Source organism: [Lactobacillus] timonensis, from assembly GCF_900240275.1.
GTDB lineage: Bacteria > Bacillota > Bacilli > Lactobacillales > Lactobacillaceae > Limosilactobacillus > Limosilactobacillus timonensis.
The window spans coordinates 1,322,286-1,338,985 of sequence record NZ_LT964761.1 but is presented as its reverse complement, the minus strand read 5'-3'; the positions used below and the strand labels follow the sequence as shown (position 1 = coordinate 1,338,985).

Annotated in this window: 19 protein-coding genes; 5 read left to right on the top strand and 14 right to left on the bottom strand. The window is 43.4% G+C overall.

Going from position 1 to position 16,700, the window contains the following annotated elements; genetic code table 11:
* Positions 1–22: 22 nt before the first annotated feature.
* Entirely contained in the window at positions 23–706 is a 684-nt protein-coding gene (locus tag C1710_RS06490) for an adaptor protein MecA (RefSeq protein ID WP_102281208.1), read from the bottom strand.
* A gap of 116 nt (positions 707–822) precedes the next feature.
* Entirely contained in the window at positions 823–1,224 is a 402-nt protein-coding gene (locus C1710_RS06485; RefSeq protein ID WP_102281207.1) for a Spx/MgsR family RNA polymerase-binding regulatory protein, read from the bottom strand.
* Between the two features lie 245 nt (positions 1,225–1,469).
* Between C1710_RS06485 and C1710_RS06480 the strand changes: the two genes are divergently transcribed.
* From C1710_RS06480 to C1710_RS06465, 5 genes are all read left to right on the top strand, one after another.
* The gene (locus tag C1710_RS06480; protein ID WP_102281205.1) at positions 1,470–1,964 is read left to right on the top strand and encodes a hypothetical protein; all 495 of its coding nucleotides are present in this window, start codon (positions 1,470–1,472) and stop codon (positions 1,962–1,964) included.
* Positions 1,965–2,361: 397 nt separating this feature from the next.
* On the top strand, positions 2,362–4,179 hold the full coding sequence (locus C1710_RS06475) for a beta-glucoside-specific PTS transporter subunit IIABC (protein WP_235857985.1): 1,818 nt from the start codon (positions 2,362–2,364) through the stop codon (positions 4,177–4,179).
* A 16-nt stretch (positions 4,180–4,195) separates the two neighbouring features.
* On the top strand, positions 4,196–5,638 hold the full coding sequence (locus C1710_RS06470; RefSeq protein WP_102281203.1) for a glycoside hydrolase family 1 protein: 1,443 nt from the start codon (positions 4,196–4,198) through the stop codon (positions 5,636–5,638).
* A 392-nt stretch (positions 5,639–6,030) separates the two neighbouring features.
* Positions 6,031–6,222, top strand: a complete 192-nt coding sequence (locus C1710_RS08205) for a hypothetical protein (RefSeq protein ID WP_146002378.1) — start codon at positions 6,031–6,033, stop codon at positions 6,220–6,222.
* Positions 6,223–6,563: 341 nt separating this feature from the next.
* Positions 6,564–7,853: an ISL3 family transposase gene (locus C1710_RS06465; protein WP_102281201.1), complete on the top strand. Its 1,290-nt coding sequence runs from the start codon at positions 6,564–6,566 to the stop codon at positions 7,851–7,853.
* 257 nt (positions 7,854–8,110) lie between these two features.
* Here the strand turns inward: C1710_RS06465 and C1710_RS06460 are convergent, their stop codons facing one another.
* From C1710_RS06460 to C1710_RS06410, 12 genes are all read right to left on the bottom strand, one after another.
* The gene (locus C1710_RS06460; protein ID WP_180961321.1) at positions 8,111–9,436 is read right to left on the bottom strand and encodes an IS256 family transposase; all 1,326 of its coding nucleotides are present in this window, start codon (positions 9,434–9,436) and stop codon (positions 8,111–8,113) included.
* Positions 9,437–9,730: 294 nt separating this feature from the next.
* Positions 9,731–9,856: a hypothetical protein gene (locus C1710_RS08455; RefSeq protein WP_268874826.1), complete on the bottom strand. Its 126-nt coding sequence runs from the start codon at positions 9,854–9,856 to the stop codon at positions 9,731–9,733.
* A gap of 25 nt (positions 9,857–9,881) precedes the next feature.
* On the bottom strand, positions 9,882–10,364 hold the full coding sequence (locus tag C1710_RS06455) for a prepilin-type N-terminal cleavage/methylation domain-containing protein (protein ID WP_102281200.1): 483 nt from the start codon (positions 10,362–10,364) through the stop codon (positions 9,882–9,884).
* Positions 10,361–10,663, bottom strand: a complete 303-nt coding sequence (locus C1710_RS06450) for a hypothetical protein (RefSeq protein ID WP_102281199.1) — start codon at positions 10,661–10,663, stop codon at positions 10,361–10,363. The genes C1710_RS06455 and C1710_RS06450 overlap by 4 nt, the downstream gene beginning before the upstream one ends.
* Positions 10,641–10,865, bottom strand: a complete 225-nt coding sequence (locus C1710_RS06445) for a hypothetical protein (RefSeq protein ID WP_102281197.1) — start codon at positions 10,863–10,865, stop codon at positions 10,641–10,643. Before C1710_RS06445 ends, C1710_RS06450 begins: the two co-directional genes overlap by 23 nt.
* Positions 10,866–11,047: 182 nt before the next feature.
* Positions 11,048–11,347, bottom strand: a complete 300-nt coding sequence (comGC, locus tag C1710_RS06440) for a competence type IV pilus major pilin ComGC (RefSeq protein WP_102281196.1) — start codon at positions 11,345–11,347, stop codon at positions 11,048–11,050.
* Between the two features lies 1 nt (position 11,348).
* Positions 11,349–12,452: a competence type IV pilus assembly protein ComGB gene (gene comGB / locus C1710_RS06435; protein ID WP_102281195.1), complete on the bottom strand. Its 1,104-nt coding sequence runs from the start codon at positions 12,450–12,452 to the stop codon at positions 11,349–11,351.
* Positions 12,352–13,326 carry a competence type IV pilus ATPase ComGA gene (gene comGA / locus C1710_RS06430; protein ID WP_102281193.1) on the bottom strand — a complete coding sequence of 325 codons (975 nt, stop codon included), beginning with the start codon at positions 13,324–13,326 and terminating at the stop codon, positions 12,352–12,354. The genes comGB and comGA overlap by 101 nt, the downstream gene beginning before the upstream one ends.
* Before the next feature lie 105 nt (positions 13,327–13,431).
* Positions 13,432–14,178, bottom strand: coding sequence for a YebC/PmpR family DNA-binding transcriptional regulator (locus C1710_RS06425; RefSeq protein ID WP_102281191.1), 747 nt, complete (start codon positions 14,176–14,178; stop codon positions 13,432–13,434).
* A 76-nt stretch (positions 14,179–14,254) separates the two neighbouring features.
* A complete protein-coding gene (locus C1710_RS06420; protein ID WP_102281189.1) occupies positions 14,255–15,112 on the bottom strand; it encodes a hypothetical protein in 858 nt (285 codons plus the stop codon).
* Positions 15,113–15,122: 10 nt separating this feature from the next.
* The gene (ccpA, locus tag C1710_RS06415) at positions 15,123–16,130 is read right to left on the bottom strand and encodes a catabolite control protein A (protein ID WP_102281186.1); all 1,008 of its coding nucleotides are present in this window, start codon (positions 16,128–16,130) and stop codon (positions 15,123–15,125) included.
* A 161-nt stretch (positions 16,131–16,291) separates the two neighbouring features.
* Positions 16,292–16,687: a YtxH domain-containing protein gene (locus tag C1710_RS06410; RefSeq protein ID WP_102281184.1), complete on the bottom strand. Its 396-nt coding sequence runs from the start codon at positions 16,685–16,687 to the stop codon at positions 16,292–16,294.
* Between the last annotated feature and the right edge of the window lie 13 nt (positions 16,688–16,700).

Below are 16,700 nucleotides of genomic sequence, written 5' to 3'. Positions count from 1 at the left end.
CAGAAATTAGTTAGTATTTAACTTAAAAATAGTATCGTACTCGTTCAAGCGCCGAATGTGACATTAGTATCTTCCCGTGTTCCTCAATAATATCGGCTGTAATGGCAGTTTGCAGAGCATATTCACTTAACATTGCCAGCACGTCATCAATAATCCCTTCAGCAAGTGCACCATCATTAAAGAAGGTCAAAATAAGAAAGTACTGCTCATCAAGACTATAAAGATCACTACTCATTTGATCTACTGGCTCAATCATGTGACTAGCACTAATTACGTCTTCAAAGTTATTAAACTTAACCACCCTGGTTATCATCGGTTCCTCACCAAATTCATCTTGTGGTGCGTCAGCAGAACCCTTTTCTTGCCCAGTGGGATTAGTATTGATTACTTGCTGATCTTTGCCGACCATTTCTCGCTTAATGTAACGAGAAATAGCATCATTATTTACGTTGCCATCTTCACTATCTGGGTCGACCTTACTAATAAATAATTCGAGACCCGTTCGTGTCGGCAAGACCTGAAACGTTACTGTTTCATTATCACGAAATTCATGGTTCGTATCAACCTCATCAAGGATACTGTAGAAAAAGTCCTGAATCTGTTTGCGATTTCCTAAAAGGTCAAGAACTGTAATCCCGCGGGCGCTGAGGTCGTCACTGCCGAGCAGGACGCGAATCGTGTTTTCGTTGATGTGTTCCATCTTCATGACAAGCGCCTCCGTTCATTATGTCAATACGTTAATTTTACAGGTTTGCCAAAAAAAGTAAAGAATATGCCTTTACACAAAAAGCGGCGAATAATCGCCGCTCTTTAATAATTTAATTAACCTAAGTTAGCTCGTCGTTGCGCTTCTTGCAGTTCTAAACGCCGTACCTGACGCGGCAAAAATCGGCGGATTTCATCTTCATTGTAACCCACTTGAAGCCGCCGGTCATCAACAATGATGGGTCGGCGAAGCAGTCCAGGATTTTGGTGAAGTAAAACATAAAGCTTTTTTAGTGGCAACTCGTCTAAATTAACCTTCAGTTGCTTATATGCTTTGGAACGCTTTGAAATGATATCTTCCGTTCCGTTTTCAGTCATCTGCAAAATTCCCTTGATTTCATCCATTGACATCGGTTCTGCAAAAACATTACGTTCAACGAACGGAATATTATGCTCTTTTAACCATGCACGAGCCTTGCGGCAAGAAGTGCAACTTGGAGACGTATATAAAGTAATCATCAAATGCCTCCCTTTCACTTTTCAGTTGAATAACTTTATGTATATATTATACGACGATCAGCAGTCGAATAAAATAGTTCCCAGTGAATTTATTTACTTTTTGTAAGGAAGATTCTGTGAATTTTTTGTGAATTCAAATAAAAAAGCACGTCGATTATGACAAATTCCGATTTTTGTTAGATATTGCACTCGTGGTAGTGTATCATGGAAATGAAAACGATTAATAATGTGAGGAAGTAATCTCAATGACTAATAAAATCATTTTGACCTTTGGTTCCCCGGACAATTTAAAGCAACTGATGGCTGATAACACCGACCGTCAGTTTGCCTACCTTCAAGAAGTCAAACATGAAGACAAATTTGCCCTGTTTGACCTGTCCGGTAAAGACAGTATTTTTGACTACGGCATTACCTTACGTCCATTCAAAAAAACTGGTAACATTGAATTTCGCGGTTTGATCCGTTACGAGTCATTCCGTTTGGGTAAGCACGACGAAGAACTTTTCCGTAAAAAAGCATCTCAAGTACTGGATAATAGTCAAAAAGACGGAATGATTGGCGGCCTTCTTTGTTCAAGAGATGACGTTAAGCAACGCACTATCCTCATTACAATATGGTTCGATCGCGATAAGATGAACGCTTGGCGTGACGGTGACGACTATAATGAAATTGTCGAATTTGCTGCTCGTAGTGCTTGTAACGACCACTTTACTGAAGTCTACCGTCTGGCTGACGATTAAACACTGCCATCAATTAAGTTAACACCGGTGTTCTTAATCACCGGTGTTTTTATTTAAAACAGGTGTTGACATTTTATCGACTTCCAGGTATCCTAATTTCTACCAAGATTTTCTCATTATTTTTTAATTTTGCAAGGAGGTTAAACCGATGGAGAACTCACTATTTAGCAACAATAATAACATTATTAGTGCTGTCATTATTATCTAATAATGCGGGCACTAAATTTTATGTTGCCCGTAATCAACAATAAAACGGGCAGCAATTGGGAGATCCCATCACCTTCTGGAGGGCCAAAAAGCTGTCATAGCTTTTTGGCCTTTTTCTTTTAGAAGGTGATAACACCACTAAGTAATTTAAAAACTGTCTTGTTCAGATGATTAGAAAGGAATGATTAAAATGAACAATACTTTAGCTTCACAAGTTGTGAAACTGGTAGGCGGACCAGCAAATGTGGTTAGCGTCATGCACTGTACTACCCGCCTTCGCTTCGTCCTCCACGATTTTTCTGCAGCTGATCTCAAAGCTGTCCAGCAACTACCAGGAGTTATCGGAGCCACAACGAGCAACGGACAATTTCAAGTAGTCGTCGGAAACAAAGTAGATGATTTATTTGAAGCTGTTCAGCACGAACTAAAAACTGCTAGTCGAAAACAGCAAAATCAGGCTACCTCATCACGTACGAAGAAAAAATGGTATCAAGTCGTACTTGATTTTATGGTATCTGTCTTTCAGCCACTTATCCCAGCCATTGCTGGTGGTGGGGTCTTACGCTCGCTGCTAATGCTTCTAGTCCTTTGTGGTTGGTTAAGTAGCAAAAGCACCCTTTACCAGGTTCTGAACTTCGCTGGTACCGCCCCAATTTATTTTCTACCACTCCTTGTTGCCGTCACTAGTGCACGCAAGCTCAAAGTCAATGAATTGGTTGCTACATCAGTAGTCGGTGTTCTGGTTCTTCCACCAATGGTGAAATCCTTAGCTGGTGGTCTTAGTCTATTTGGCATGAAGTTAACAAATGTTGATTATTCCTCACAGGTTTTCCCTGCTATTTTAACAGTCCTTTTCTACGCTTTTGTAGAAAAGCAGTTGATGAAATATAGTCCTCGCGCTGTCCGCGTTTTCTTTGTCCCAATGGTGGCAATGGCCCTCAGCGTCCCGGTCTCTCTGCTTTTTCTAGGACCTGTCGGCTTCGTAGCTGGTCAAGAATTCACTACCGGGATCCTCTGGCTTTTTCATCACGTGGGCTGGGTGGCAACCGCCGTACTAGCTGGTGTTTTGCCACTACTTGTTGCTACGGGAATGCATAAACCATTAGTTCCATACGTTATCACCACACTCGGTACTATGAAACGTGAAATGCTCTACTTGCCTGCATCGTTAGCTCATAATACGGCTGAAGCTGGTACTTGTCTGGCAATCGCACTGAAAACAAAGGACAAACGGCTTCGGGCTACTGCCATTTCTGGTGCTGTCTCAGCCATGTGTGGAATTACTGAACCAGCAATCTACGGTGTAACACTCCAAAATAAGCGTGCTCTTGCCAGCGTAATGGGTTCCTCACTAGTCGGTGGTGCTTTTATCGGCCTAATTGGGTTGAATGGTTTTGCACCGGTAGGACCGGGCCTTACCACTTTGACGATTTTCGTGGATAAAAACAATTCTGCTAATCTTGTTCACGCAGTTTGGGGATTATTATTTTCCTTCGTTCTTTCCTTCTTTGTCAGTCTCGTTGTTTGGAAGGATACAGATAGTACAGAGGTAGCGTGGGATCAAAAAGCAAAGAGTACGAAGGTTGGAGTTGAAGGCCTCCAATTAACTAGCCCGGTTGCTGGACAAGTTATGCCCCTTCAAGATGTTAATGATGAGGTCTTTGCCAAAGGGCTGATGGGTAAAGGTTTTGCAGTGGATCCAACAGATGATCTGGTGCGGGTACCGATAAGCGGAACTATCAAAATGGTTTACCCAACCGGTCACGCCTTTGGAGTTCAAACAGCAGACGGTAGTGAAGTGTTAGTGCACGTGGGCGTTGATACGGTTAAACTAAATGGCAAATACTTCGAATCACTGTTAAAAGAGGGACAGCAGGTACAGGACGGAGACCCTGCCGTAAAGGTTGACTTTACTAAAGTTAAAAACGCTGGCTACCAAACGCCCGTGATGGTTGTTGTTACTCAAACTAGTAAAGAAAATCTTCGTATGCCATTAGCAACTGAATAGAAATGGTGGTGATAAAATGGGCTTTCGAAAAGATTTTCTCTGGGGTGGTGCGGTAGCCGCCAACCAAGTTGAAGGTGCGTGGAATGTCGATGGGAAAGGACTATCTGTTGCCGATGTTGCCCGTCTTAAAACTACAGCAAGAAACAATTACCGCCAGCAGGTAGCCATCAATTCTAGTGAAATTAGCAAAGCCATCGCCGATCCCACAAGCAATAATTATCCTAAGCGTCGTGGTATTGATATGTACCACCATTTTCAGGAAGATATTAAATTATTTGCCGGAATGGGATTCAAAGTTTTTAGATTTTCTATCGCCTGGACACGTCTGTTTCCCACCGGTGAAGAGAAAACGCCTAACGCAGCTGGGCTTCACTACTATCATCGATTTATTGCTGAATTGAGGAAGTACCACATTGAACCGTTAATAACTCTTTCTCACTACGAAATGCCCCTGTCTTTAGCAGTTAAGTATAACGGTTGGGCTAACAAACGAGTCATCGATGATTTTGTTCGTTTCGCTCAAGTCTGCTTTGATAATTTTCCCGAGGTAAAATACTGGCTTACCTTTAACGAAATTGATAGTGTCACCAGACATCCTTTTACCTCAGCCGGAATTGTTCCAGATAAAAGCAATAACTTACTGCAAGATGAGTTTCAAGCCCTTCATAATCAATTTGTGGCATCTTCGATGGTTACTAAACTATGCCATCAAATGATTCCACACAGCATGATCGGTTGTATGCTGACAAAGCTGACAACTTATCCGGCAACTGCTAAGCCCATTGATATCCTCGCTGCTTTTAATAAAAATACGATGAACTATTTCTGTAGTGATGTTCAGGTAAAAGGGTATTATCCGCCCTTGATTCGCCAATATTTTAAACATAATTCGATTCATTTAGATGTCACCAAAAGAGAATTAGCTCTTATTGCCAATAATACGGTCGACTTTGTTTCTTTTAGTTATTACATGTCCCTTTTAACAGCAAGTGATAAAAGCGGCTTAGAATTAACTAGCGGTAATACAATCGTTGGCGGTAAAAACCCTTACTTGCCAACCACTGACTGGGGGTGGACAATCGATCCAGTTGGACTTCGTCTGTCACTACTTCAGTTATTTGACCGTTATCATAAGCCATTGTTTGTGGCTGAAAATGGTGTGGGCGCAACTGATCAGTTAAATAGCGACGGCTCAATCAATGATGAATACCGGATTAATTATTTTAGACAACACTTTCGGGAAATGAAAAAAGCCGTTAATAACGGTGTTGACTTACTTGGCTACACTAGTTGGGCTCCCATTGACTTAGTTAGTGCCTCAACATCACAAATGTCAAAACGTTATGGTTTTATCTATGTTGACCTCGACGATCATGGTCGAGGTACCAATAAAAGATACAAAAAAGATTCTTATTACTGGTATCGCGATGTAATTCTCAGTAATGGCGAAAAGTTATAAAAAGAGTTTCTTAACTATTCAAATTAGCAACCTAATTCCTCTGCATATGATAATCCTCCTCTACCTAACAGTGGTATTTGTTGGTTGTACACTATTCGGTACCGATGGTATTTCCATCGGTGCCGCTTTGTATTTATGATGAGAATAAAACATAATAATTTAACGATAGGCCGAGTTTTGATGGGATTACAATTCATCCTTTTCAGTTAACAAAAGAGGACAAGATTAAAATGCCCTGGCCCTTTAACAAATTGACGTCATAGATAAAGCTTCCGATGTTGTTATTACACAAAAGCTTCTCCCTATGGTATTGGCACAATGACACTGTCGATTATTTTAGAAATTGGCATAAATAGCCCTTTTGTAAGACTGCCCAAGACAAGCTCTTTAAAGTGACGAAAGCAGTAATACTCAAGGACAAACGCAATAATTCAAACGTGTTGACTCAAAAGCCAGAAGTCGTTGTTGAAGCAAACGGTGTTTATCCAGCACAACTTCAGTTGTTCCTAAATGCTCATCAATTTAATCATTATCGTATTAATCCCCTTAAAAAAGTCATAATTAATAATATTTCAGGTAAATAAAACTAATAGACATAATGCATCTGGCTAATTCCCAATGTATCCCTTCAGCGTTAACAAACAATGGCTCTACACTAAATCCTGTTGATGGATTGCCAACGTGGTAATCTGTTAACGGGATTTTTTCGTACAAAAAGGGAGCCATCACTGACTCCCTTCAGGAAAAATCTACGACCAAATAGCTTCTATCGAAAGGATGATTCAGGATGACTCCTAATAATGATTCTATCTGTTTTGCACTAGNATCTGTTAACGGGATTTTTTCGTACAAAAAGGGAGCCATCACTGACTCCCTTCAGGAAAAATCTACGACCAAATAGCTTCTATCGAAAGGATGATTCAGGATGACTCCTAATAATGATTCTATCTGTTTTGCACTAGGAATGAAAGACTCCAATCTGATTTGGATGGATTATTTCTATGCCTTTATCAATTTGGCTAAGGGCACTCGCAAAAAGCTTTATCCCGATATTCGTAAATGTCGGATTTACGAATTTAAACTGCGCAATCAGCTAATCTCTTGCCCCAACTGTCATCACCGCCGCCTGGTAAAGTTTGGGTATTCTACGGTACAAACTGTTTTTACCACCGATGACGCCAGTCATCCGGTGTTTCTACGAATCCATAAGCAGCGCCTGCGTTGTAAAGATTGTCGACGAATTTTTATGGCTCAATCGAATGTGGTCCGTAAATACTGCCATATCGCTAATAAGGTCACCATGAGTTTTCAAGACGATCGCTCGCTAGAAAGTATTGCCCGTGACAATACGATCTCTCCAAGCACGGTCCTGCGTTATTTAGACGCAAGTCGCTCCATCGCTCCCTTATACCAACGCCAGTTGCCTACTAACCTCGCGATGGACGAATTTCGCGGTGTTCATCGTCAACTGCACTTTATCTGTATTGACAACGATCACCATCGCATTCAAACGATCCTGCCGGATCGCTTTAAGCGGACGATTGAGAACTATTTTCTAAGCTTCACTCCTGCGGAAAGATCCCGGGTAAAGACCATTTCAGTGGACTTAAACAGTTACTACCAAGACATCGCTCGTCGCTTGTTTCCCCACGCCGAAATTATCATCGATCGTTTTCATATTATTGCCATGATGACTCGTGCTTTCAATCAGTATCGGGCCCAAGCCATGAAACAATTCCCGAAAACCAGTCGCCAGTACCGACTGTTAAAGTTTAGCTGGCAACTTTATCTCAAATCTGCGACGAATCTTTCTTACGAGCATGAATATTATGATCGTCACCTTCGTCAGAAGGTTACCAGTGGTGAGCGCGTGGATTTAGGGTTGGCTATTGATGATCGCTTACGAGCCGACTACCAGTTTCTACAAAATGTTATGCAAAACCTCAAACAACGCAATCTCGATCAACTGACCGAAAGCCTCTATCCGGGTACCAAGCTTAGTCCGCAGATGACCGCTGTTTTACACACCCTCAGACATAATCTCATGTACGTCCTTAACGCCTCACGATTTGACTACAGTAACGGGACCATTGAGGGGATCAATCGGATGATTAAACAAATTCAACGCACTGCTTTTGGTTTCAGAAATTACAATCACTTGGTCTATCGCATTCATTTCCGCCAAATGGCACAAAAAAAGAATCAAGCCGCTTAAGCTTGATTCTTACCTGTCAACAGGATTTGACAAAGAGCCCTTTTTTATAGCCAACGAGCAAAGGGTACTACGTATTTCGAATTTACGTAGTACCCTTTGCTCGTTATTTATTCAGGTTCATTAAATCCAAGACACTTTTGCTAAGCACTTCGGCTTTATCAGTATCTAAGTTATTTAGTAATTTAAGAAGCTTAGATTGAGAGAGTGTCAAGAATGTTGTGTAAAAAAGGAAACTTCGCCCGCGTGAATTGGCAATTCTAAAACATCGAATCAAGCGTGTCGTGACAATCTTTGAATCCCCGATGTGCTCGATTCTCAAATTTATCGTTGTACTCCATTACTTGCGTCATGATAAAGCGATCGAGGGCCCCTTCGTTTGGGAACTGCTCTTTACGTCGGACCATTTTCTTCAGGCTCTTATTGAACGACTCAATTAGGTTCGTCGAGTAGATGGTCTGACGGATCGCAGTTGGAAAACTGAAGAACGTGAATAGCTCCTCCATTTGGACTAGATTCTTGATTCGACGCTTATNTCGGACCATCTTCTTCAGGCTCTTATTGAACGACTCAATTAGGTTCGTCGAGTAGATGGTCTGACGGATCGCAGTTGGAAAACTGAAGAACGTGAATAGCTCCTCCATTTGGACTAGATTCTTGATTCGACGCTTATAACTGGACTCCCACTTAGCACTGAAAGCCGCCAATCGTTCTTTGGCGGCTTGTAGGTTCTCTGCTTGCCGAATAGCCTTAAAGTCGGTGATAATCTCCCTGCGATCGTTTTTGCGAACGTACCCTAAAAGGTTGCGCTCTGCGTGGACCCAGCACCGTTGAAACTTCGCCTGTGGGTAGTTAGCCTCAATCGCAGATTGAAGTCCAACTAAACCGTCGGCGATGAACAACTGAATATCTTTAATCCCCCGTGCGCGTAATCCCTGGAGTAGTTCAGACCAAGCGGCTCCGTTCTCGGTCGGTGCGATACTGTAGTCAAGAACTTCCTTACCGCCGTCACTTCGAATTCCGATCGCTACGTTAACGGCTTCTCGTTCAACGGTACCACGGCGTAACGGAATGTAAGTAGCATCGAGGAACACACAGACGTACTGTGAGTACTTGAATTTGCGCTCGTGGAACTCTTCAACCAGGTGTTCCGTCCGCTTAGTGATGTTTGAAACCGTGGTTGGTGAGTAGTAGTGGCCGTACATTCTCTCAACCATATCAGCGATTTCACGAGTTGTGACGCCCTTGGAGTACATCTTGATGACCATTTCCTCCAGTCCATCAGTCCGACGCACGTAAGGAGGGAAGAGGGCGTTTTGAAACTTGTTTAACCGGTCCCGTGGGATCGTCAGATTGATTTCACCGTACTCAGTGTCGATCGTGCGGGTGTACGTCCCGTTCCGGTAGTTCACGTCGTCTTTTGATCGGTCAATCCGAGTATGTGGTTCGTAGCCTAGCACCGCAGTCAGTTCATTTTGAAGGAACTGATTAGCGGCCACTTCGATTTGACGACGTAAGACTTCATTCAGGGTAATATCTTTGTCGGAAGATAGCGCTGCGATAATATCTTTGTTAAACTGGTTCATGGGGAAAGTCTCCGTATTCTGATTGGTTTTTAGCGATTTCAATCATACGGGGAAGGCTTTCCCTTTTTCAATACCCTCAAGGTATCAATTTACACAAAATATTTTACACTCCCTTAAAGCGTGTTGGAGAAGTTGTGTTGCTTTATCAAAATGAAGAAATAAATCTTCTGCTCTTTGTTGCGTCAGGATTGTCACTCCTCACCTAATTTGTAGTACGAAATAAGTTTATCATGTTCAACTGCAAATTCAAGCAGCGACCTACTGGCCCGCAAAACTAAAGTGGTAGTTATCTGCTTAATCTAACGATGATAAATTACGGTAAATTGCCTTTCTCATCTGTTGTTCTGCCTGCCGACAATTTTGCTGCTCAACCTGAAAGCAGCGATACTGGCAAATTAGGACTGCGCTAATAAAGGTCATCGTTAACAGCGTCGTGAAGATCACCTCACCTTTGTGCCGGCAATCCGTCCGCCACCGGGGAAAAACAAAGTGTCGCCTCTTGAAGATCTTGTCCACGCTTTTTCACCTGCACTTTCACTCGTTGTCCATCTAGTTTGGCTAGTCTCAAACCACCACTATCAACCGGCCCATAGAGTGGTAAGTAACCCTTCGCGCTCGTTGGCGTTTTCATCTTTCGCAGATAAATCATCCCCGAGCCACTGACTAATAGTTGATAAGTCTCACCACTAGTTTGACTCACTAATTTCATCCTACGACCACTCGGTTCCACTGCCAACAAAGAAAATTGCCAATGCTCACTTTCTAGCTTATTTAAGAATTGATACCAACTCACTGGTTGTTCAACCTGTTGATAGCTAATCCTGTTAGCAGAGCTAGCCAAAAGATAGCAACCCGTCATCACCAGGGCAATAACTAATAAGCCAATTACACATTCCACCAAGGTGAAAGCATTGTCCCGTCGCTTCATGGGCACCTAACCTCATAAATTGTTTGCCCTGCTTGTTTTACGACAACCTGTCGTCGGCTTACCGTTGCCACCATATGGTGGTTAGTTGTCGTGACACCATGGTGGCTTGCTGCCGCTAGGTCAGTAGCTTCCTTCGCTAACCTCGCTGCGCGTAAACTAGTCCTCATTTTTTCCCGCTGAATTTTTAGTTGCTGCTCACATAATCCCAACCAAACGCTTGCCATAATAATTAAAGTGGCGGCAATAACCCCGTTGGCAAGGATAAATGCTGGCCTTTTACCACCCATTGATTTTTTCAACCCGATAACCTCCCCACCCCATTTGAATTTTTACCACGTACCGACTGCGATCAACCTTAGAATAAAACACCCTCGTATGAGGCGATGTAAAGCCATCATCGTAAACATTAAGCACTGCAAAGTCGGGCGCCGAAAGGGTTGCCGGCATTTTAACTACTTTATTACCAATAATCATTTGCTGATCGTTCGTAAAAATGCTCATCCGTCGGTGCTCATTTCGAGCCCGATTTGTTTCCAATTCCCAGCATGATTTAAGACGAGTAAAAAACTGCCTCTCCGCTGCCGACTGACGGCTACGAGTCAATGACGGACTGGTTAATGTTATTACTAATAACACAATAGCAAAAACAATTACCGTTTCAACAAGGGTAAATGAGCTTCTTTTCATTTTTGCTGTGCCTGACCATTATTCACGGCAATGTGTTCTTCATGTGCCTTCTTAACCTGTGCTGCCGTCAGATAGTGTTCATTAACTAGTTGATCATAGCTGGTCGCCTTCTTTCCCGTATCATTTTCAAAAAGATCCAACTGGGTTTGAACAACCGTTACCATTGTCTTGCCATGCATTTTCACCGCTCGTTTACGTTGCGATGCCAAGTTAGGTAAAACGATTAAAATCAACAAACTGATGATAAACATCACAATAGCCATTTCGATTAAAGTAAAGCCTTCGCGTTTTTTCACCTCAATATACCCCCTGCAGTGAATGATAAATTGGCAATAAGATACTTAAATACATGCCGACAATCAAAACCGCTACCAAGACAAACAACAACGGTTGGACAAAGACTAACAATCTCTCAGTCATTGAGAGTAATTGCTGAAACAGGAGCTCATGATAAGCGGACAATTCTGCAGCAAGTTGTGACGTTGTTAATCCCCGCGCAAAAAACAAAGATAACTCTCGTGGCAAATAACAACAGTGCTGCACCTCCTCAAGAATGTTTCCACCATCACTACCAATTTGTGAGATCTTTTTGCCCCACCATGACAATAATGATTGTTGATCCAACTGTGCTGCTACTTGGCAACATTCTTTTAAAGAAAGGCCGTGGTCTAGCATCACTGCCAAATTACTGACTAGGTAATAGCTATAATACAGGTGAAACATCCTACCCACTACTGGCAGGTGGCAAAGACGACCCGCACGTCCGTTGGCATCAAGCTTTCGCCAGCGACCAACTTCACAGACCACAATTACTCCCATAATAGTTAGTAGCAAACTAACGATTAAACGCCAAGGAATCAACTGCCACCATCCCATTGTCGTCGTTGACTGCCACGATTTTATTTCTGGGAAAACAAATATTTTGAGCGCCACCATCAAACCTACCAGCATTATCAACAGGAGGAGTGGATACTGTAGCAAAGTCATGAGTTTTTGTCGCTGTTGCTGCTGCACGGTCAAGAAACGGCCAATCTCGTCTAAAGTCTCCCCGAGGTTTCCATGTTGCTCTGCTAACAAAAGTTGTGTTTTCAAGTCAACACTCACAAAGGATTCAACCGCATTGGAAAAAGAACAGCCACTTTTTAACCGCTTTTCCACGATTAATAGCTGTTCACGACTATCTGGGAACACCCTTGTCGTAAAGGTCACTGCTTGTTGCAACGAAAACCCCACTTTCATCAACTGGCCTAATAAACTCAACCAACGTGCAAGCTGGCGTGGTTTCAATTGACGATGATCATTAACCGTAGAGGAATTGCTGTTTCGTTTTCGTTGAAATAATCTTAGCCACTGACAACGTTTCCAAGTCTTGCCGCCATTGTGCACTAACCGCACCCCCATCCTCACTTGAATTAGTTTTTCTTTGCCGACCTACCAACAGATCAAAGAGCACTGCTAGCTTTCCGTTGATCGTTGGCAATAATCGCTGATAAGCAACAGCGCTTATCGCTTGGCTAATAACGTAATCGTCTACTCCTAGCTGGTACAGCCTCGCTATCACCCCAGTAGCACTCCGTGCGTGAATTGTCGCCATTACTAGGTGACCACTCAGTGATGCCTGAACTGCCATCATTGCTGTTTGCTTGTCACGAATTTCACCAATAATAAAAACTTGTGGCCGGTGACGAAGACCTACTTTTAATAGTTCTTGGTAACCCATCCCTGCTACTTCATTTACCTGTAACTGTAAAAATGATGGTTCTTCAATTTCTACCGGGTCCTCAATGGTCATAATAACTTGGCTATCTAACCGACGAGCCAACCGGTACATCGTGGTGGTCTTGCCTGACCCCGTGGGGCCAGCAAATAACATCAAGCCTCGTTTTTTTGCCGCTGCAGTAAGCTTTATCCATTGATCCGGAATCAATAGTGAGTACGCTTGATCAGTCAAACGGTAAATAAAACGCAGCACCAACGATTCACGACCACAGTAATCCCCAACCGTTGAGAGTCTGACATCAACCGTTGTGGTCCCAACATTCAACCGAATTGCTCCTGCCTGTGGACGCCGGTGTTCCGTAACAGACATATTCGCACGATATTTAAGGTGACTAATCCATCGGCTAGCGATCACCGTTGGCATCTTCTTAATGGCTACCCGCTTGCCATTGACGTTCGCTAAGATACGAACCCCTTCTCGCTGAGGCAAAAAATAAAGGTCAGCTGCTTGTTGATGGACTAATTGGGCTAATAGTCGTTCCAGTTCTGGGTCCATTTGACACCTCCTAATTAGGAGATACGACAATCACCGCCTAATTAAATGTTGCAAAATAAAAAGACCGTGGAATTTAATCCACGGTCTTGGTGATTCGCTTAAAAATTATTCATCTGTGTCGTCAGCCGGATCAATAAATCCTGCTTCATAGACGTCCGCAACATCGTCGTTGGCATCAAGTTCATCGATAAGGTGTTTGTATTGCTTAACCTTGTCAGCAGGAACTTTCGTCTTGTTTTCTGGAATCATCGTTACTTCAGCAGTTTCCAGATCGTAACCATCTTTTTGAAGGGCGTCACGAACGCTAGTCATGTTGTTTGGCGCAGTGAAAATGCGGAACAGATCGTCCGTTGATTTCATATCATCAGCACCAGCATCAAGAGCATCCATCAGAACGTCATCTTCACTCTTGTCTAGACCCTCGCGTTCGATTTCAATGAGTCCCTGACGGTTGAACATGTATGACACTGAACCGTTAGCACCCAACGAACCGCCAGCATGGGTAAATGCTGACCGAACTGCAGCAGCCGTCCGGTTCTTATTGTCGGTTAAGGCAAAGACCATCACAGCCACACCACCCGGTGCGTAACCCTCGTAGGTAATTTCTTCGAAGTTAGCGCCACCAGCACCAGTTGCCTTGTCGATCGCCCGTTGAACGTTTTGCTTTGGCATGTTAGCTGCACGAGCCTTTTCCATGACCAAACGCAGTTGAGGATTGTTCGCTGGGTCAGGATCACCTGCTTTAGCGGCTTGGTACAAGTCACGTGAAATCTTTTGGAAAATCTTGCCACGCTTGGCATCTTGGGCGTTCTTCCGCCCCTGAATGTTATGCCATTTTGAATGTCCTGACATTGCTTACTCCTCTTTTCTTAATGATTTAATAACAAACACGGAAAATTTTATCAGATTGTTTGCCAAAATTCAAGGCTTAGCCGCGACTTCCGTGCCGACGAGCCACGACAATCCGCGCAACCCAACATGCAGCGGCTAGGGCAACCGTTAAAATGACGAGATGCCAGCCAAACTGGGCAACATCACTCCACACAGAAATGATCGAACTACTAAAGTCAGGCACCGCTCGTGAAACCTGTTTAGCCACACTGCCAGAAACCATAATGAAACCAACCGCCAGGAGACTAACAAACGAAAGTGCCCAGCTGATAATTGGCATTAAATTGCGCTTTAGTAATGCGGACACCAGTAAGACAATCGTCAATATCCCGCTAATTGCCAAGGCTGCCATGTCGACGATCTTAGCAATATGAAGTTGTTTGGTAAAGGTCTTAACCTGTTGAGTATTAAGTCGTTGGTTAACAGCACTATTGAGCTGGTTGGTCAAAGCATTCAGTGAACTACCAGCGATGCTGCTAACATCCACCCCGTAATTGCCGGTAAGGCTACTTACTGATGATTCGAGACGATCAGTAACCGTCGACATATCAAGGTTAATCGCCTGGTTATCATAAACATCCTTTACCGCCTGCCGAGCCAATTTAACTGATTCCCGCTTAGTTAACACTGAACGAGGAACCGCGTAGTTTGCCAACACATTATCCACTTCCTGGTTAAGTTGGTCGGCAACAACCGTTTGTTTGACCTCTTCGGCAGCAAACTCCTTACTCAGAATGGTTCGGTATATCCAAAACGACACCAGCAACACCCACAAACACACTGCAAGGCTAATCACTGTCTTCCAATGAGACTGGTGTGGGGTAATTGGCTCCTCATAACTTTGTTGATTTTCGGCAGCAAATTGCTGCTGTCGATACTCTTCACGTGAAGTCACGTGGCATCACCTACCGAGTTGATTGACGTTTGATGAAGCCGTGATCAAGAAGAATTTCCTTTTGTTCGCTAACGTCCTCATCATTATCCATCAGTTTTGTTAATAGCCGCATTGAAACTGCACCAACGTCATACATTGGTTGTGTAACCGTCGACAGCATTGGCCGCGTCATAAGCGTTTCTTTTGTATCATTACCAGAAATAATGGCAAAGTCAGCCGGCACCTCAACACCCTTATCAGTCAAACCATTTAGCAGCCCTGCTGCCATTTCGTCATCAGTAACGAAGATTCCCTTCATTCCACTGCGGATCACTGCATCTGCCATCTTGTAAGCCTCATCATAGGAGTTGTGCGCCACATAAACCAGGTCCTCACTAAATGACTTACCTTGTTCTTGCATGGCTTCCTTATAACCAGCTAGCCAATGGTCATGGTAAATGGTTGTTTCGTTATTGCCAACCATCATTCCCACTGTCCCGTTAGTCTGACTAGCCAACTTTTCAATGGCTTCCTTCGTTGCCTCTTTGAAGTTGATCCGCACAGTTGGCAGCTCAGGATCGTTAGTCACAGAGCCAGCAACTACCACCGGGATTGTGGAGTTCCGGAATTCCTTAGCCAACTCTTCGGAGACATCTTGTCCCATGTAGATCATCCCGTCAACCTGCTTGGCAAACAGGCCACGAACTACTTGGATCGGTTTTTCGCCAGAAACGTTGGCATTAGCCAACAAGATATTGTACTTGTACATCGTCGCAATATCATCTATTCCCTGAGCCAACTGTGCATAATACGAGTTGGTAATTTCTGGAATAACGACACCCACTGTCGTCGTTTTCTTACTTGCTAAACCACGGGCAACAGCATTAGGGCGGTAGTGCAGTTTTTTAATTACCGCCATTACCTTGTCGCGTGTTTCTGGTTTAACGTTTGGGTTGCCGTTCACAACCCGGGAGACCGTAGCCATGGAGACCCGGGCTTCACGAGCAACCGTGTAAATGGTTACTGCTTGTTTTTCCATTATGATAAGCCCTTTCTTTGTTGATCTGAATTGTTTTCAGAGTGTTTTCAATTCCAGGGCCTAATATAACAAACATTTTTAGAAAGCGCAATCTTTTAAGAAAAAAGGAGAGGAACAAGCCAAAACCTTTCGTGTTTCGATGTTCCTCATTAATTAGAATGTTAGTTTGTGCGATCGTCATCGTGATCCATGTCAATAACGATATCATCTTGACCTTCACCACTGTCCTTGGCATTGGATAATGCATCACGAATTTCAGCAGTTTCTTCGTCGAAATCTTCGTTTGAGAAGTGATCGGCCACCCGATCCGCTTGTTGCTTAACCTGTGCCTTAGCTGATGCCCACTTTTCATTGGCAGCTAATTGGCAGTCAGCGGCAACACCATCTGCCCAATCAAGAAAATCCATGGCATAGTTGGTAGCAGCATCCATCGTTTCATCCCAGCCACGCTGAAGTTGTGAACTTAAACGCTGCTTTTTTTCGCGACTTAAGCTTTTCCATGTAAGCAAGGCGGTTGCCCCGCCAATGAGGAGTCCAGTTGCAAATTTCTTGCCCATAATATCATCCTCC